The sequence below is a fragment of the Bacillus sp. 2205SS5-2 genome, from assembly GCF_037024155.1.
GTDB lineage: Bacteria > Bacillota > Bacilli > Bacillales > Bacillaceae_K > Bacillus_CI.
In genome coordinates, this window is the sequence record NZ_JAYKTS010000022.1 from 1 (window position 1) to 16,622 (window position 16,622).

Genomic DNA, 16,622 nt, shown 5'->3' on the forward strand with positions numbered 1-16,622 from the left:
AAGCTATCATTTATCTCATTTACAAGACTTCTTTTAATAAATGATCTCCCAATTGATTGGTTATCCGAAATGAGTGTAGTTTTAAAAAACGCCCGGATTTTCTACGGGATTAGTTTGCCTGAAAATGGATAATCAACACGCCTGTTGAAGGGTTATTTTTCTATGGTGAAATATTGGAGAACTTTTGACTCTCCAGTATGATACTATTATCTTAAAAAGAAACAATGAGGCTACAAGTATGAGTGAATTAGTATTTGAAAAGAGAGATTTTACACGGGACTCTGACTATACCGTTAAGCAGGTTCATCTAAATAATTATCCTATCGTCTATATTCTTTATAACGAGAGAAAAAGGCCGTCAGCTTATATCGGACAAACCGTTCAGGCTACAAGAAGGTTAAAGAACCATTTAGAGGATAAAAGGCGAAGGAATTTGAACCGATCTATTTTGATTGGACATGAGAAGTTTAATCAGTCTGCTACGTACAATATTGAGTCAAACTTGATTAATTATTTTATTGCCGATAACCACTTTCAATTGCAAAATGTAAGTCAGACTAGTTCAAGGGAAACTCACAATTATTTTGAGAAATCATTCTATAACGAAGATCTTTTTCAAGCAATTTGGAAGAAGCTTCGTGAAGAAAACATTGTCAGTGAGACTCTTGAAAATCTTCAGAACAAAGATATTTATAAACTATCACCATATAAAGAACTGTCACCTCTTCAGCTGGATATTAAAAATGAAATCCTTGATTTCTGTAAGGAACATATCATGTTAGAAGGCAACCATGTGATTACAGTTGAAGGAGATGCTGGCACAGGTAAAAGTGTCCTCTTAAGCTCGTTGTTTAATACTCTTCAGGATTTATCTAAGGATAGTAGCTCTCTTCTACAAAGATCCGATAATTACATGCTAGTGAATAATGGCGAGATGCTGAAGACGTACAAAAATATTGCTAACAGCTTGCCGAATATTAAGAAAAAAAATCTAATGAAGCCAACACCATTCATTAATGAGAAAACGAAGTCAGGAACATCAGCAGATATTGTTCTCATTGACGAGGCGCATCTACTATTAACAAAGGAAGATAGCTATAACAATTTCAACTATAAGAATCAATTGGATGAAATTATTAAACGTAGCAAAATTACTATCGTCATCTTTGATCCAAAGCAAGTATTGAAAATTAAAAGCTATTGGAACAACAGTTTGCTTGAGGAAATTACCAAAAACTATTCCGCCAAAACCGTGAAGTTAACAGACCAAATGAGGATGAATGCCAGTCCTGAAACAATAAATTGGATTGATCACTTTATCGCCAAAGAAGTACTTCCACTTCCGGTAGATACAGACTCTTCATTTGAGCTTAAGTTTTTCAAAGATGCTGAGTCGTTTAAAGCAGCTATAGAAAGGAAGAATAACGAAATTGGACTATCGCGTATTGTCTCAACCTTTGACTACTTACATAAAAAAGACAAGAAATCTTATATTGTCGATGAAGAAGGAATAAACATGCCTTGGAATAACACAATGAATAATGTAGCATGGGCTGAGAATCCGGAATCGATTAGAGAAGTCGGCTCTATCTACACTGTGCAAGGCTTTGATCTTAACTTTGTCGGTGTAGTTCTTGGCCCCTCCGTTAGCTATAATGGAGAGGAAGACAAGCTAGTTATTGACCCTTCTAGATATAAAGATAAAGGGGCATTTGCTTCACGCTCTGACTTATCACCAGAGAAGAACCAAGAAATCAAGGAAGAAATCATCCTCAATTCCATTAACGTCTTAATGAAGAGAGGAATTCACGGCTTATATATTTATGCTACAGACCCTATATTAAGAAAACATCTATTAGCTTTAGAAAGGAGAGGAAAGGTTTGAGCGATATTCAAATCTTAATCAATAAAATAAACAAATTCCGAGATGATCGTAACTGGAGACAATATCACAACCCCAAAGACCTTGCTATCTCTATTTCTATTGAAGCAGCCGAACTACTTGAAGACTTTCAATGGATCAGTAGCGAAGAAGCAATAAAAACTAATAAAGAAAACATCCGCGAAGAAGTCGCGGATGTCTTAATCTACTCATTGATGTTGTGTTCTGATCTTGATTTGGATATTAATGAGATTGTAGAGGAGAAACTCTTAAAGAATGGAAGGAAGTATCCTATTGGATAAGATAAGGGACTTCCTCTTCCATATTGATTTATATTAATAGATAACAGGATCAACCCTTTTCCTTACTTGATAGCGAAAAAGCATGACAATTATAGCTAACTAACAGGATTAACCAATTCATTAACCTCTTCTAAATCAAAATGATAAATAACATCTTTTATACGACGATCTTTTGTTTTTTCTCCTCTAGTTACTTGAATTTCTTTAATAACAGAATGAAAAAACGATTTCTTTTCATCATCAGAGAGTGTATGGTAAAACTCTTCAAAGTTCTTAATCGAACAATAAATAATATCCATTATAGATTCATTTTGTTTCAACTCTACTTGCTTAGCAATGTCAGCAAGATCACTGTTTATTTTGTTTATTTCAGCTTGCTTTGTTGCTAAATGGGACTTTATCATATCGGTATCTAGATTGAGGGATGTGTCACTAGAGTGTTCCATTATTTTCAACATCTCTCTTTCTAACCTTCCTATCTGTTTTTTTAGTTTACTAGCTTCTTTCTCCAAAGGATTTAATTCATAGCCTAATATTGACTGTGTTACTGAGTAAACAGTTGAGGGAGATACTTTTCTTTTGAGCTGATGCAGAAAATCCTTAAGTACAACCCCCTCAGCATACTCCTTTTTAATGAGATTGGAAGAACAGACACTACTCCCACTATTTTTATTTTTATTGCATTGGTAATACTTGTATTTCTGACTGCTGTACCCTTGAACCATAGATCCCCCGCATTGAGGACATTTAAGTATTCCGCTAAGGGGATAGGAGCCTGGATGTATCTTTCGAGGCGTATAGCTTCTTGCTTGCATTACCTTTCTAGTTTCATCCCACAATGACTTTTCAATGATTGGAGTATGTTTCCCTTTTCTAAGTTTCCCTCGCCATTTAGAATTACCTATATACTGCTGATTCTGTAACACAGTTTTTATTGCATTAACTGTCCATTGATTTTTATTTTTAGTCCTTATACCTTGGATATTAAGGTTAGCAGCAATCTTTTTGTAACCCCACTTTTCTGAAGCACATTTTTCAAATATATATCTGACAACCTTCGCTTCCTCAGGAAGTAATGATAATTTCTTATTTATTACTTCATACCCAAAGATTTTCCCACCTAAAAACTCTCCATCTTCAGCTCTTTTTTCCATTCCGGAATTCGTCCGAAATGAGATGAATTCCCTTTCCAATTCAGCAACCAATGACAAAACATGAACAAGAATCTTTGCCGTGGGATCCTCTGTATTTATACTGTCAGCTATTGATATGACATGTTTGTCAACTGCATTAAGCTGTTTCATAAAATACAATGTATCTAACGAATCACGGGACAATCTGTCTTGCTTGTAGACGATTATGTAATCTATTTCTTCATACTCATCTAAAACTCGGTTATACATTTCAATAAACCCGTCCCTACCTTTGAATGAACTACCCGACTTTAGATCATCTTCGTAAACGTCAACTAGTTCAATATCATTCTGCATGCAATACTTAGTTATCTCATCTTCTTGTTTTTCCAAGGACGTGTTCCCAAAGTCTTTTTCCGACCTTGGACTTCTCCGTTTATACCCTACCGCTCTTTTCTTCTTCATTGTAATTCCTCACTTTCTTTTTTAAGCTGCTTCTCTATGTGGCTCGAATATTTTATTATTAATTCCGCGAAGTTGTGTAAAAAGTCTGAAGCCTTAACCTTCTCCACATCTTTTTCAATCGTTAAAACTGATTTATAATGTTGGTTGTAATCAACCTGTATGTTTTTCTTCATATACAACACCTCTTTAAATTGTTATTCTCTAGAAATCTTCAGCAAAATTTATATCTGAATCAGAGGGCATTTAGACAAAAAAGCACCACTAACAATATCTGGAGAACAGAAATAGATGTTCTTCAAATACATCGTTAGCGGCGGTGGTTGTCAATATAGTTGTCGTATTTAATTACTTTAGTATTTTAAAAGATTGGATGAATCCCCTCGTTCAATCAAAGCTACCGCGCTTCGCTTGCTGTCCTGGTGATGTAGATCGAAAGGAAAGGAACTCTTTCAATCTACATCACCAGGGAAATGGGGGAGTGTTATGGTTTCTTCGATACTTCTGCCTTCCCCTCGTCTCGCATTGGATTTAGCGCTACTTGTTTATTTGGCGTCCAATTTCTTATCCCTCGTGTCCAACGCTCTGGATGCTTTTCCTTCGCTGCTTCGTATACTTCTTTTCGCTTTTCCAATATGGCTATGTGTTCTCCAGTATGACACTGTACAGGTGTCACAAATTCCAGTCCACTATGCAGATGAATCTCGTTGTACCAATGGACAAACTGCTGTGCCCATTGTCTCGCTTCCTCAAGCGATGCGAAACCTTTGTTCGGGAAATTCGGGCGATACTGGAGTGTCCGAAACATCGCTTCTGAGTATGGATTATCATTACTCACACGTGGTCTTGAAAAGGAGCTTTGAATCCCCAATTTCTCTAGTAAACTCAAGAATGTCTCAGCTTTCATCGGGCTCCCATTATCTGAATGTAACACGAGGGGTGTTCCTTGAATTTTTTCATTGAAGGTTGCTTTCTTCACGAGCGTTTCGGCGTGTTTTGCCTCTTCCGATTCCCACACTTCCCAACCGACTACTTTTCTACTAAATAAATCCAGAATTAAATAGAGGCGATAATACATTCCTTTCACAGGCCCCCCAAGCCATGTAATGTCCCATGACCATACTTGGTTGGGCGCGATGGCCAGATGACTCTCAGGAATTCTTCGCTCGGGCTTTTGACTACGACCACGGTGGTGTTGCATCTTTTCTTCGCGTAATACACGATAAAACGTTGATTCTGAGGCGATATAAGTCCCGACGTCCGCAAGCTTTGGCACAATTTGCGTCGGTGGTAAATCGGCGTATTCTTCTTGTTTGACAACCGTCAGTATTTCCTCTTTTTCTTCCTCAGACAACTTATTTTTCGGCGTTGGTCTTTTCGTGATGGAGCGCTGATCGACCTCTACATCTCCCTTTGCCACCCAACGCTCGTACGTTCGAACGCTGATTTGAAGTTCCACGCAAGCCTTCGCTAATCGCGCACCATTTTGATTGGCTTCTTGTATGAGTTCGACAGCTAATACGCGATTTGACGGGCTAATCATTCTTCCTCGTCGTCCCCCCAAATCGCTTGGGCCTTTTTTCGCAAAAGCAATAACGCCGCAGCTTCAGCTAGTGCCTTTTCTTTCTTTTGTAGGTCTTTTTCTAATTGCTTGGCACGTTTCTTTTCATCCTTCAATGCACCATTCAACTGCTTTGCTTGATCGAATGCCTGACCATTTGCCTGAAGGCATACACGTTTCCATGCTTCAATCTGTTCACGATACAGACCCTTTCTACGACAGTAGTCTGCTAACTCCGACTCGTTCATCGCAAACGTCTCCATGACAATTAAAAACTTATCCTCGCTTTTCCATTTATCACTTGTTTGACTATTGCCTGGCGTTGCCACACCAGCTGTGCGTGCTTCCTTACGCCACTTGTATAAAGTAACTTCTGAGATGCCTTCTTCTTTCGCAATTTGTGTCACTGACTCATTTTTTGGTGGCATCATACGTGTAACAATCGCTTCTTTTCGTTCCAGCGAATATCGTACTCTATTACTACTTGTCATATCAATCGACCTCCGTGTTATTTACTTAACTATAACACTAAAGTACCTTACGACATTTATCCTAACAGAGAGGGATATTACAAAACCAAATTTATATCGGGAATACTAAATGGAAAGGTGAATATAAAAAAGGAATCCATGTACCTATCATTGAACAATCACTGTGGGACAAAACGCAAGAAGTAATGAAGGCACGTAGTTATCAACCATTAAAAGTTCATCCCGGCTCCTACCCATTATCTGGATTGCTAAAATGCCCTGAGTGTGGTTCTCCTATGTTACAAGGTAATAGTAGTAAAAAATATAAATATTATCAATGCAGTAAAAATAAAAATAGTGGAAAAGTCGCTTGTTCTTCTAATTTAATTAAAAAGGAATATGCAGAGGAAACGGTTTTTAAAAGTTTTACTATGTATATAAACAGCTTAGATTTATCAGCATCTGTAGATGGAGCGATTGCAGCTACACTCTCTTTTGAACTTGAACCCTTAGAAAGAGAAATGGATAATCTTAAAAAGGAGATAAAACAAATCAAAGTTAAAATGGATAATGTCATTGAATTAATGTATGATACAGAACTTTCTTTGGATAAGGAATTCCTAAAAGGTAAATTAAAAAAACAACAAGATCAATTGAATAGAAAAAACTCAAATCTAATTGAAATAACACAATACATTAAATTTAAACAGAATCAGACATCTAACGAGATTATTAATTTTTGTTCTAACAACTTCAATGATTTTTCTTCATTACTCCTTAATGAAGAAAAAAAGTTGTTACTAAATCATATCATTAAGGAAATTCATGTCACCAACGGAGCAACAACAAACGATAGGAAAATTAAAAATATAGTTTATTACTTTAATAATAATGACTTAGCAAAGTTGTAGGAGAAAGGGAACTTCCCTTTCTCCTTTCTTATTTTTTAATATAGTATTTAGTTAAAAGGAGGAGGTATTTTGAAAATACAAAGAGTCGCAATTTATTGTCGTGTTAGTACTGAAGAGCAAGCATCGGAGGGTTATAGTATTTCCGCTCAACTTCAGACACTTCGTCAATATGCTAGTTTATATGGCTGGGAGATAGCCGACGAATATGTCGATGAAGGAATTAGTGGTAAATCAATAAAGGGACGTCCCGCTATGCAGAGACTTGTATCTGATGTAGACAAGGGAAAATTTCAGGCGGTCTTGGTTTGGAAGATTTCACGTCTCTCTCGCAATATGTTAGATACACTTGTGCTACTAGATCAATTTGAAGAAAACGATGTACAGTTTATTTCTTACTCGGAGAACTTTGATACTGGTAGCCCTATAGGTCGTTTAGTCGTTCAACTTATGGCTTCTATTGCTGAAATGGAGCGTAATACCCTTTCCGAAAACGTAAAGCTTGGAATGACTCAACGAGCCAGAGAAGGATCGTGGAATGGTGGTCTTATTTTTGGCTATGATTCAGTAGAAAAAGAATTAGTAATAAACCCTAAAGAAGCAGCCATTGTAAGATTGATCTTCAATATGTATTCGGAAGGGAAAGGTCTAAAAGCAATTGCTAATTCACTTAATAAAGATGGCTATCGGACAAAGCATAATAGGCATTTTTCTATCAATGGTATTGCAACAATATTAGATAATCCAGTTTATATAGGAAAAATAAGATGGTTGCAAGTAGAGAATTGGGATAAACGAAGAAGAAAAGGTAAAAATCCAAATCCTATTATAGTAGATGGAAAGCATGAATCGATTATATCAAATGAATCATGGAGTATCGTTCAAGCACGTAGACAAAGTAAGTCCTTTAAACAGCGTCAATCAAATGAACCTTTTCTATTAAGTAGTATTCTTAGGTGTCCGGATTGTGGCCAAGGTATGGTTCCATCAATAACCACTTCTACTCGAAAAGACGGATCAAAACATAAACATCGCTACTATGTATGTGGAAATTTTCATAATAAAGGATCTTCCTCTTGTAAATCAAATTCAATTAAAGCTTACGAAGCAGAAGAGTTGGTAATTAATGGACTAATAGACTTTTTAAATGATGCAAAGCAATTCACTAAAACAATTGAAGCTTTGAATAAGCAAACCGTTAAAGCAACCGTGAAAACTAAAAACGAAATTGAAGCCGTAGAACAGAAACTAATTGAAGTAAATGCAATGCAGGAGAGATATATGGAGGCATTTGAAAAAAATCTCTTTCCCATTGCCATTCTTCAAGAACGTCTCCAAAAGATAGCAAAAGAAAAAGCTGATTTAGAACAAAAGAGAAATGAACTTAGCATACATCTAAGTTCATCTGATTCAAAAGTTATATCACCTGATCTAATAAGAGAGTTACTAGAAAAGTATTTGGAGGTGTTTCAACATGCTACCAGAGATAAGCAAAAGCATCTCTTTCAACTGCTACTGCATAATATCTCTGTTAAACATTTAAAAGGTCACTCCCGCTCCATTGATAAGATTACGTTGGAATTTGATTTTACCGAAGTTAACATATCTAATACGTTTACTCTTATCCATGTACTTTTCCACAAAGCAGGTGAATTTACAGATTCAAAAGACAAAATATCACCTTATTTACAACTTTTTTTGCCTCTATTTATGATAAGGTTCTGCTCCCCTTATTAGATAGTAAAGCATTTTCTGAAGAAAACCAGAAGGCGATTTTCTTTATATCCTTCCGATTTTCATCCATTTGTATTTCCTTGATTAAAGCACGAACTAACATTTTTTTCTCTTCACCATCTGCTTTATGGAACAGTTCATTAAAGTTAAGAAGAGCAGCAATTACAATTTCGTTATCTATCTTATTTGAACTAGATAGCTTTTCAATTTCTCTTTTCTGCTGTTTAACCTTCTCTTGAAAAGCCTCAATGTCAGATTGAATATTTATTGATAAACGATTATAGTTTGTAATTTCCATTTTATCATCAAAATAATCTTTATCTAACTTTGCTTGTCTACTCAAAAGAGAATTCAATTTTGATTGATAAATTCCTAATTCCTTTACCATTGGCTCAAAATGATTTTCTTTTTCAGCATCTAACTTTTCAATAATGTTGTTAACAATTTCATCGTCTCGAACCAATTCAGAAATTACGTTTAATACTTTTTGCTCTACCACATCTTTTTTGATTAGGTTTGTACTACAAGCTGATTTACCTTTGCTATGGTAAGCCTGACACATGTAATAGATGTGATAACCTTCACCGTTTCTCTTTTTGGTTTTACACATTACAGTACCCGCACCGCACTTTGGACATTTCAATACACCTGTTAGGAATAAATCCCCTTTAAAATTACGGTTGTTAGAATAAGCTTCCTCTTGCAACTTATTAACGTTTTGAACCTTATCCCATAATTCCTGATTGATTATAGCTTTATGAACTCCATCAACATACGTAGGTTCGGATTTACCTTTTCTCCTTTTGTTATTCCAATCTCGATACTGACCCCATTTTACCTTTCCTATATAAGCTGGGTTTTCGAGAATTAGACTAACCGCTGTGATACTAAACGCATTGCCCTTTTTGGTAACTTCTCCTCGTTCATTTAAAATATTTACGATTGCTTTGTAACCAAGACCTTGTTCTCTTAATAGAAAGATTTCTTCAACAACCTTCCTCTCTTTTTCATTGATAACTAAGGTTTTTTTAACATTGTCATAACCAAGGATTTTCCCACCATTCCATTTTCCTTCTTCTGCTCTCTTCTGCATTCCATTATTTACTCTATCAATAATAGTCGCTCTCTCATACTCAGCAAAGGTGCTGAGTAAAGAGATAAACATATAACCATTAGTGGTGCTTGAGTCAATATCAATAGATGTCACAATCAACTTTTTGTTTTTTGGTTTCAATAGATTGTTACATAATGTCAAGACTTCCGCGTTATTTCTTGATAAACGGTCAACCTTCCAGACAAGTATAGCGTCAACTTTATCTTGATTGATATCCCTTAAAAGACGCTGAACCTCTGGTCTGTTAAAATCCTTACCTGAATATCCATCATCACAATAAACATCAACAACGTTGTACCCTTTACGTTCTGCAAATTCCTTTACTACTGACTCTTGAGCTTTTAATGAGAAATTGTTTGCTTGTTCATCTGTTGACACTCTGATATAAATTGCCGCACGAAGTTTACTCATTTTCGTTACTCTCCTTTTCATTTGCATATTTTTTGATTAACCCTGCAAGTACACTTACTAATTCTTTCTTCTTCATTTCCTCTGTTGTAGGAACGATTAAATTTGTCTTTTCCATTGTGTTGTTCATGTTGAAAACCTCCGAATAAATTTTTTTATGTTTAATACATGAATTTTCAAATCAGCGCTGTTTGTATTTATAAGATACAAAAATAAAAAAGCCATTTGGGGAAAAACGCAATTTATTTTTTTGAATTTAAAAGTTTTTATTTTATGAATTGTTTGACATTTAATAAATTTAGGTTAGAAAGTAAAAGGGTTTTAGATTTAGGGGGTGAGTCTTTGGATTTAAAAGCTAATAAAAACGGGTTATTTTCAAAAGAAGAGGTCAAACGTTCTGGTCTTCCAATTTACGACTTTACTAAAGAAGATGATGTTGGAATTCCTTTTGACTTTTGCACTCGTAGCCAATTAAAACTATTAGAAATTGACTTAAGTGAGGAACAAAGAAACTTGATAAGGGGTTTTGTTCGTCAAAAAAGTTATCGTGGTTTCGCTGCACTCTATTCTTTTAAAGAAATAAGTGAATAGATTTAAGAGAAGGTTTTTTCAGGAGAGGCTCAAGTGCAGAGCGTCTCCCCCAATTGACGCATTTTGCACATTGAGCCACCTCCTAAAAATTATGTACTCAAAAAAAGTTTTTTTGAAAAAACACAAAAAACAATGAGCACACAATTTTGAAGGGAGGAACCCTGAATGCGTAAGTTTGAAAAGTAGAAGAGTCTATTTTTCAAGACTGTTATGCTTTTCTAACTTCCAGCAACGAACGAAGTGAGGCGGTAGTAATAATCGGCTCCTCTAATAGCCGATTAGGTTTGTCATTTTGCAGTTGTTTTTATTTTTAGGGGTTTTAATATGAATGATATACAAGTATTTTTAAATTATTTAGACGGCAAGTATCCTGAAGTTTTTGGTGTATCAATAGATAAAGTATCAATATTGGGAAACTGGTGTTATTGGAATGGTAAACATCCTTTTCAAAGACTACTTGACTCGATAGATACTCCTATTTCTATACGAAAGGGAGACAATACTCCTGAAATTGAAGGATATATATTTGAAAAGATATGGTTTAAAACAAACGATAAAAAGAAGTTTAAAAATGTAAGAGAATTCAAGTTAGAATTCAATCCTAAAAGGATAACTTCCGATGAGGATATTTATTTAAAAGAGAAAATTTTACCTTTACTAAAGAATGTTGGATTTACTAGATTGGATTTTGCCTTTGATGTTGAAGCTGATTTAGCCGATTATATCTACTTCGCTGGTAATAGTCCTAAGAAAATAGGTAAATACATTGGAAAGAATGGTAAGTTAGAAACAATGTACATAGGAAGCAAAGAAAGTGAATGGCACGTTTGTATATACGATAAGAAAAAAGAAAAAATGAAGGAACTTTCAAAGGAAGAAAGAGCTTTAGAAAATGGAATAGAGTATGAGGCAGATTTAACTGATTGGGAACGTGAACAACTTCAAAGGCGGAAACATTGGTGGAGAATTGAAGTTCGCGTTAGACGTGATAAAGCTGACCCTGAAATTGCTGAAGATGAGTTGTTCCAGTCCTTACATATTGTTAAACCTAGCTTTTCTAATGTGGAAAGTATTCAAGAACAAGCACTCATATATTTCTTAAATCACTTTCCTGACAAAATTGAAGAAATGAATTATCGACCGAAAAAAAGAGCACAGTCGTTATTATTAGGCACCACTGAATATGATTTGGTATCTGTATTACGTTTAGCCTTTGCACAAAATAAACATAAGTTAGAAATCCAATTAAAGGATTACTTATCATCTGCTTCGTTACAAACATATGAGATTGAACAAATTTACACAGTAGACGAAAAGATTACATTAGAACAGGGTAAAGAAATTGAAGCTAATAAACTCACTTTTTCATCTAATTATCAATTACGTCATTTCCATAACAATATTAGACCATCATCTTAAATTGATGGTCTTTACTTTCAAATTAAACAACTTTTATTTCAAATATCTTTCCAATTGCTTTTCTATTTCATCAGAAGCCTTTCTTGTTTCTTTCCCCATATATTTATAAGCTTTATTGAGGACTTCTTTATTATCTCCAAGTCTTTCAAGTATAGTAACACTTAATAATTCCTTAACGAATTCATCACCCTTAATTGCCATACTTTCAAAGAACTCGAATAACTTTACAAGGTCTCTTGAATTTTCCTCTTTTACAAGGAAATCAATAAAGTAATCATTACATTCACCAAAGAAAACGTGAGGTAATATTTCATTATTAAATTTAACGTGCTGTTCTAATAATGATTTAAAGTTAGTGAATTCCTTTACAAATTGCTCAGCTAAATTGTCTTTATTCACTTTTACACCACCTAATACTACTTCTATTTATTTTTGCAAGCCTTTTACAGTAAGTTCAAAAGTATCACCATCGAGTTCTAGCTCCACATTGTTATCCCAATTAAGAAATTCATCACATGTAATTGATAGTTTATTGTTGGACCAACCATGAAATTTAATCGTATCCATTTTTATTGGACTTTCCACTGGTATTTTATTTTCTAAGGTTGATTTTATAATTTGAATGTCGTAATAATTAGCTATTATGAAATCTCCTGAAGGCGTAACTGTAAGAGTTTGATATCGAGGGTCCGACTCATATTCAGCTAATTCTCCATCATGGCAATCAATTTTAAATAAGTAATCTGAAGTGAGAACAAGAATAAAGTTATACTTTTTTGAAAGTGCAACATCTCGCGGAAATCCCCGAAAGTTTCCACACCAATCAGTAAAATCATCATTTGTGAATTTAATCCAAGTCCAATCTTGAGAGTTCCACGGACTCGAAATGTCATATATCCTCTCCTTGTATTCACCTGAATATGGCTGGGCTATTATCTCTGCTTTAGTAATCATTTCTTAACCTCCATACGCTATTCAGTTTAAGAATTCTGTTTCAGTATCCTAACAACTAATTCTTTTATAATTAATTTTAACAAATTCTCTAAATATGTATTATTATTTATTCGCTAAAGCAAGATAACTTTCAGTAACAAGGAGTGATTTAAATGTTTTTAAGTGGTAAAGGTCGCGTTATTTCATGCGGTCACTTTAATACAAAAAATAATAAACAAATGAGTGTTTTAAATGTTCAAGTAAATGGTGAGGTTCATAAATTTTTCGGAAGTGGTAAAGTTCATAAATTCAACTTTGGAGATATTATTGAATTTCTAGTAATTGCTCAAAAACAAAAAGGGCAAGAATATACTTTTTATCTTGCTAAAGCTGAAGGAATTAACCAAGATATTGTGAAATAAATAAAACGGCAGTATTTCTGCCGTTTTATACTCGGAGTAATTTTAACAATGAACTATCTAGAATTACTTCAAAACTCTGCTTTACCATCACTTGTGATAAGGTTCACCCCGATTAATCCGAAACGCTCTATAAATCTGCTCCACCAAAACCAAGCGCATCAACTGATGGGGAAAAGTCATCTTCGAAAATGACAACTTCTCATTCGACCTCCTCAAAACCTCATCACCTAACCCTAAGGATCCACCAATCACAAAGGCCACCTTACTCTTCCCATACGTCGCCAGCTTGTCCAAATTATCTGCCAGCTGCTCCGAAGATTGCATCTTTCCTTCGATCGCTAGGGCAATCACATGGGTATCTGCGCCAATTTTACTAAGAATTCGTTCGCCTTCTTTATTTTTGACGATTTCCATATCAAGTTTGCTTAGTTGCTCTGGTGCTTTTTCATCAGCTAGCTCAATAATATCGATTTTGGCATAGGCCGAAAGTCGCTTTACGTATTCATCTATTCCTTGTTTTAAGTATTTTTCTTTTAATTTTCCAACTGTTATGATTGTTATATTCACAGGTCATCCTCACTTTACAAACAACTTATCCACAACACTTATCCACATATCCACATTTTCTATCCACATATGGTATAGGAATATTAGTTCGCCACAATATATTCTGCCTGATTATTACAATATTCACAGGCTGTTGATAACTTTTTTTCTGAATCCACAGCCTCTAATTGAGGTGCCACTTCATGTTCGTCAACTGCCACATCTAGTGCCAGCTCTACGTGTTCTTTACAACAGTAAATCATATTACTTTCTCCCCCTTGTTGATATCAATATGTTCAGTATGTTTAGAAGTAGAAATTATTATCCACAGACATCATAACATGTCATAAGAAATGCGCAAGGCGCCTGGAGCTAGACAACAAAAAGCAGAAAAGAGAAGTCTCTTTTCTGCTTTTTGTTATCCTCACCTATAATCTTGAAGTATCCGTTAACGTCATCGTAATGGTTTGAGTTTCTCCCCCTCTGTAGAAGGTTACCTCCAACGTATCACCTATTTCTTTTTCATTATAAAGGTGCTTTCGTAATTCAATCATGTCTTTAATTTTCACCCCATCAAGCTCTGTGATCACATCTAGTTCTTCTAAGCCTGCTTGAGCTGCGGGGGAGTTTGGCGTCACTTTCTCAATTAACACACCATCGATCACGTCTTCTGGTAATTTTAATGTTTCCGCTTGGTGATAAGCAGAAATTTCATTCACGTTTCTTAACGCTACTCCCATAGCCGGACGACGGATTTTTCCGAATTTCTCTAAGTCCTCTATGACCGGTTGCGCATAATTTATTGGAATCGCCAGTCCAATACCTTCTACAGCCGATTGGGCGATTTTCATCGAGTTAATCCCCACAAGTTGCCCCGAAATATTAACTAAGGCACCGCCGCTGTTTCCTGGATTGATTGCTGCATCGGTTTGTAGGACTTCTGCGTGCCAATCAATCGTTCCGTTTTGGTCGACATCGACAGGAATTGTTCTTTCTACACCGGAGACAATTCCTTGGGTGACAGATCCTGAAAATTGTAAGCCTAAGGGGTTCCCAATCGCGATTACAGGCTCTCCCGCTTTAAGTGCAGAAGAATCACCAAATTCAGCAATATCATTGACTTTTGTTCCTTCAATCTCCAACACGGCTAAATCTGTTAATGAATCGCCACCACGAAGGGTAGCCGGTACTTTTGATCCATCGGCCAAGGTGACCTCGAGCTGATCCGCCCCTTGAATTACATGATAATTCGTCACAATATAAGCGAGATCCCCTGCTTTTTTATAGATTACACCCGAACCCGTTCCTGCTTCTTGTGCTTCGCTAGACCAAAAACCACCTGCTTGAATGTTTGAGATGCCAACAACGGTATCCCCTGCTTTTTCAACAGCATCGGTTACATTTGTCGTCACGTCAACCGATATATTTTTCGTTGCACTCGTCCCATTTTCTGTGATTGACTCTGAATCCTCTGATATGGAAACATTCGAAAGCACATCATAGTCAACTAGTTTAGGAAGAGCCACAACTACTAATAATGCCCCTAATACCAGTCCTACTAAGCTTGCGAGAAAGTATCCGCCTTTATGACTTCTCTTTTTATAATGAGTGCGACTTTCATCTTGTTCATCATAATAACCCAATGTTTCTCATCCTTTCGTACATCTATTCTCTATTGTGAGTTTATATCTTATATTATAATCAGCGTACATTAAAATTTCATGAGAAAGGCATTAAAAATTTCACTAAATTTATTTTTTAAATGGCTTTTTCGAATACATCTAGACTTCAGACGTCTTTTCCGTTTGTTTATTGTACGGAATTGTTACTCAAACAGGTGGTTTCACCCATAATGAAAGGGAAGAGCAACCATGCATACGAAAAAGCCATAAAAAATAGAGAAAAGAATAAACCTCTTTTCTCTTCAACGTCTTGCGCATTACTAAACTAGTGTAAGCTCACAGGCTTTTTTCGGATCTGTATCATACAACGCAAATTGTTCTCCAACCACATGCCCACGGCTTAAGAGTGTTTGTTCTACACTCATTCTCGCTAGATCCTTCATATTGTTGTCCGCACTTAAATGTGCCAGATAGATTCTTTTCGTATTTTCGCCAACGACTTCGCTCATCGCAACGGCTGCATCTTCATTTGACACATGTCCCACGTCCGAAAGAATCCGTCGCTTCACACTCCATGGATACCTTCCCATTCTGAGCATATCGACATCATGGTTACTTTCAAAGACATACACATCGGCATTTGAAATGATGCCTTTCATTCGATCGCTTACATAACCGGTATCCGTGACGACGACGAACTTCTTGCCTTCGTGATGAAAAATATAAAACATCGGTTCGGCTGCATCATGGGAGACACCAAACGATTCGATATCGACACTCCCAAATGATTTCACACTTTCCATATCAAAAATGAATTTCTGCTCCGTAGCTATTTCTCCTACGAGACGTTCCATAGCTTTCCATGTTTGTTCGTTTGCAAAAATCGGTAGTTTATATTTACGTGCCAGAACACCGATTCCTTTTATATGGTCACTATGCTCATGTGTAACAAATATTCCCGATAAATCTTCTATTTTCCGGTCGACTTGTTGAAAAAGGTTCTCCATTTGCTTTCCACTAAAGCCGGCATCAATAAGAAAGGATTTTCCACCGGCTTCGACAAATGTAGCATTTCCCGTACTGCCGCTCGCTAAGACACTAAATTGCATGTTCAT

General features: G+C 35.8%; 18 protein-coding genes and 1 pseudogene. 8 read left to right on the plus strand and 11 right to left on the minus strand.

The genetic code is table 11. The features are described from left to right. Window positions 1-238: 238 nt before the first annotated feature. Both U8D43_RS14365 and U8D43_RS14370 read left to right on the plus strand, forming a co-directional pair. Window positions 239-1,885: a DUF2075 domain-containing protein gene (locus U8D43_RS14365; protein WP_335871871.1), complete on the plus strand. Its 1,647-nt coding sequence runs from the start codon at window positions 239-241 to the stop codon at window positions 1,883-1,885. Continuing rightward, complete coding sequence (locus U8D43_RS14370; RefSeq protein WP_335871872.1) at window positions 1,882-2,184, plus strand: nucleotide pyrophosphohydrolase; 303 nt, start codon at window positions 1,882-1,884, stop codon at window positions 2,182-2,184. Before U8D43_RS14365 ends, U8D43_RS14370 begins: the two co-directional genes overlap by 4 nt. A 95-nt stretch (window positions 2,185-2,279) precedes the next feature. Here U8D43_RS14370 and U8D43_RS14375 read toward each other — a convergent pair whose 3' ends face one another. The 3 genes from U8D43_RS14375 to U8D43_RS14385 form a co-directional block, all read right to left on the minus strand. Beyond that, window positions 2,280-3,782, minus strand: a complete 1,503-nt coding sequence (locus tag U8D43_RS14375) for a recombinase family protein (RefSeq protein ID WP_442893612.1) — start codon at window positions 3,780-3,782, stop codon at window positions 2,280-2,282. After that, complete coding sequence (locus U8D43_RS14380) at window positions 3,779-3,955, minus strand: hypothetical protein (protein ID WP_335871874.1); 177 nt, start codon at window positions 3,953-3,955, stop codon at window positions 3,779-3,781. The genes U8D43_RS14375 and U8D43_RS14380 overlap by 4 nt, the downstream gene beginning before the upstream one ends. Window positions 3,956-4,263: 308 nt before the next feature. Next, a protein-coding gene (locus U8D43_RS14385; protein ID WP_442893613.1) for an IS3 family transposase occupies window positions 4,264-5,831 on the minus strand; the annotation gives its coding sequence in 2 pieces (ribosomal slippage) (window positions 4,264-5,348 and window positions 5,348-5,831; 1,569 coding nt in all). A gap of 74 nt (window positions 5,832-5,905) precedes the next feature. Here U8D43_RS14385 and U8D43_RS21055 point away from each other — a divergent pair. The 3 genes and pseudogenes from U8D43_RS21055 to U8D43_RS14395 form a co-directional block, all read left to right on the plus strand. Next, window positions 5,906-6,013: pseudogene (locus tag U8D43_RS21055) on the plus strand (recombinase family protein); the annotation flags it as partial. A 3-nt stretch (window positions 6,014-6,016) separates the two neighbouring features. Continuing rightward, the gene (locus U8D43_RS14390; RefSeq protein WP_335871876.1) at window positions 6,017-6,721 is read left to right on the plus strand and encodes a recombinase zinc ribbon domain-containing protein; all 705 of its coding nucleotides are present in this window, start codon (window positions 6,017-6,019) and stop codon (window positions 6,719-6,721) included. A 69-nt stretch (window positions 6,722-6,790) separates the two neighbouring features. Continuing rightward, window positions 6,791-8,455 (plus strand): recombinase family protein, encoded by a 1,665-nt coding sequence (locus U8D43_RS14395; protein WP_335871877.1) that lies wholly within the window; start codon window positions 6,791-6,793, stop codon window positions 8,453-8,455. Here the strand turns inward: U8D43_RS14395 and U8D43_RS14400 are convergent. Together U8D43_RS14400 and U8D43_RS14405 are read right to left on the minus strand one after the other, a co-directional pair. After that, window positions 8,427-9,977 (minus strand): recombinase family protein, encoded by a 1,551-nt coding sequence (locus tag U8D43_RS14400; RefSeq protein ID WP_335871878.1) that lies wholly within the window; start codon window positions 9,975-9,977, stop codon window positions 8,427-8,429. The two genes, U8D43_RS14395 and U8D43_RS14400, sit on opposite strands and share 29 nt — an antisense overlap. Then, the gene (locus U8D43_RS14405) at window positions 9,970-10,104 is read right to left on the minus strand and encodes a hypothetical protein (protein ID WP_335871879.1); all 135 of its coding nucleotides are present in this window, start codon (window positions 10,102-10,104) and stop codon (window positions 9,970-9,972) included. The genes U8D43_RS14400 and U8D43_RS14405 overlap by 8 nt, the downstream gene beginning before the upstream one ends. Before the next feature lie 212 nt (window positions 10,105-10,316). Between U8D43_RS14405 and U8D43_RS14410 the strand changes: the two genes are divergently transcribed. Continuing rightward, window positions 10,317-10,565 carry a hypothetical protein gene (locus U8D43_RS14410; protein ID WP_335871880.1) on the plus strand — a complete coding sequence of 83 codons (249 nt, stop codon included), beginning with the start codon at window positions 10,317-10,319 and terminating at the stop codon, window positions 10,563-10,565. A 324-nt stretch (window positions 10,566-10,889) separates the two neighbouring features. Further along, window positions 10,890-11,984 carry a hypothetical protein gene (locus U8D43_RS14415; RefSeq protein ID WP_335871881.1) on the plus strand — a complete coding sequence of 365 codons (1,095 nt, stop codon included), beginning with the start codon at window positions 10,890-10,892 and terminating at the stop codon, window positions 11,982-11,984. A 33-nt stretch (window positions 11,985-12,017) separates the two neighbouring features. On the opposite strand, the gene U8D43_RS14420 is transcribed toward U8D43_RS14415, so the two are convergent. Both U8D43_RS14420 and U8D43_RS14425 read right to left on the minus strand, forming a co-directional pair. Then, complete coding sequence (locus U8D43_RS14420; RefSeq protein ID WP_335871882.1) at window positions 12,018-12,383, minus strand: DUF7674 family protein; 366 nt, start codon at window positions 12,381-12,383, stop codon at window positions 12,018-12,020. 27 nt (window positions 12,384-12,410) lie between these two features. Next, entirely contained in the window at window positions 12,411-12,938 is a 528-nt protein-coding gene (locus U8D43_RS14425) for a hypothetical protein (RefSeq protein WP_335871883.1), read from the minus strand. 152 nt (window positions 12,939-13,090) lie between these two features. Between U8D43_RS14425 and U8D43_RS14430 the strand changes: the two genes are divergently transcribed. Continuing rightward, the gene (locus U8D43_RS14430; protein WP_335871884.1) at window positions 13,091-13,339 is read left to right on the plus strand and encodes a hypothetical protein; all 249 of its coding nucleotides are present in this window, start codon (window positions 13,091-13,093) and stop codon (window positions 13,337-13,339) included. Window positions 13,340-13,426: 87 nt separating this feature from the next. Here U8D43_RS14430 and rlmH read toward each other — a convergent pair whose 3' ends face one another. From rlmH to U8D43_RS14450, 4 genes are all read right to left on the minus strand, one after another. Then, window positions 13,427-13,906: a 23S rRNA (pseudouridine(1915)-N(3))-methyltransferase RlmH gene (gene rlmH / locus U8D43_RS14435; protein WP_335871885.1), complete on the minus strand. Its 480-nt coding sequence runs from the start codon at window positions 13,904-13,906 to the stop codon at window positions 13,427-13,429. A gap of 83 nt (window positions 13,907-13,989) precedes the next feature. Beyond that, window positions 13,990-14,148 (minus strand): CxxH/CxxC protein, encoded by a 159-nt coding sequence (locus tag U8D43_RS14440; protein WP_335871886.1) that lies wholly within the window; start codon window positions 14,146-14,148, stop codon window positions 13,990-13,992. A 165-nt stretch (window positions 14,149-14,313) separates the two neighbouring features. Then, a complete protein-coding gene (locus U8D43_RS14445) occupies window positions 14,314-15,528 on the minus strand; it encodes a S1C family serine protease (protein ID WP_335871887.1) in 1,215 nt (404 codons plus the stop codon). A 299-nt stretch (window positions 15,529-15,827) separates the two neighbouring features. Beyond that, a complete protein-coding gene (locus tag U8D43_RS14450; protein WP_335871888.1) occupies window positions 15,828-16,622 on the minus strand; it encodes an MBL fold metallo-hydrolase in 795 nt (264 codons plus the stop codon).

Coding starts and splice junctions, on each gene's coding strand:
- U8D43_RS14440 (WP_335871886.1), bottom strand. CDS start 14,148: ATGATTTACTGTTGTAAAGAACACGTAGAGCTGGCACTAGATGTGGCA.
- U8D43_RS14405 (WP_335871879.1), bottom strand. CDS start 10,104: ATGAACAACACAATGGAAAAGACAAATTTAATCGTTCCTACAACAGAG.
- U8D43_RS14400 (WP_335871878.1), bottom strand. CDS start 9,977: ATGAGTAAACTTCGTGCGGCAATTTATATCAGAGTGTCAACAGATGAA.
- U8D43_RS14390 (WP_335871876.1), top strand. CDS start 6,017: ATGAAGGCACGTAGTTATCAACCATTAAAAGTTCATCCCGGCTCCTAC.
- U8D43_RS14425 (WP_335871883.1), bottom strand. CDS start 12,938: ATGATTACTAAAGCAGAGATAATAGCCCAGCCATATTCAGGTGAATAC.
- U8D43_RS14365 (WP_335871871.1), top strand. CDS start 239: ATGAGTGAATTAGTATTTGAAAAGAGAGATTTTACACGGGACTCTGAC.
- U8D43_RS14375 (WP_442893612.1), bottom strand. CDS start 3,782: ATGAAGAAGAAAAGAGCGGTAGGGTATAAACGGAGAAGTCCAAGGTCG.
- U8D43_RS14430 (WP_335871884.1), top strand. CDS start 13,091: ATGTTTTTAAGTGGTAAAGGTCGCGTTATTTCATGCGGTCACTTTAAT.
- U8D43_RS14450 (WP_335871888.1), bottom strand. CDS start 16,622: ATGAACATGCAATTTAGTGTCTTAGCGAGCGGCAGTACGGGAAATGCT.
- U8D43_RS14415 (WP_335871881.1), top strand. CDS start 10,890: ATGAATGATATACAAGTATTTTTAAATTATTTAGACGGCAAGTATCCT.
- U8D43_RS14380 (WP_335871874.1), bottom strand. CDS start 3,955: ATGAAGAAAAACATACAGGTTGATTACAACCAACATTATAAATCAGTT.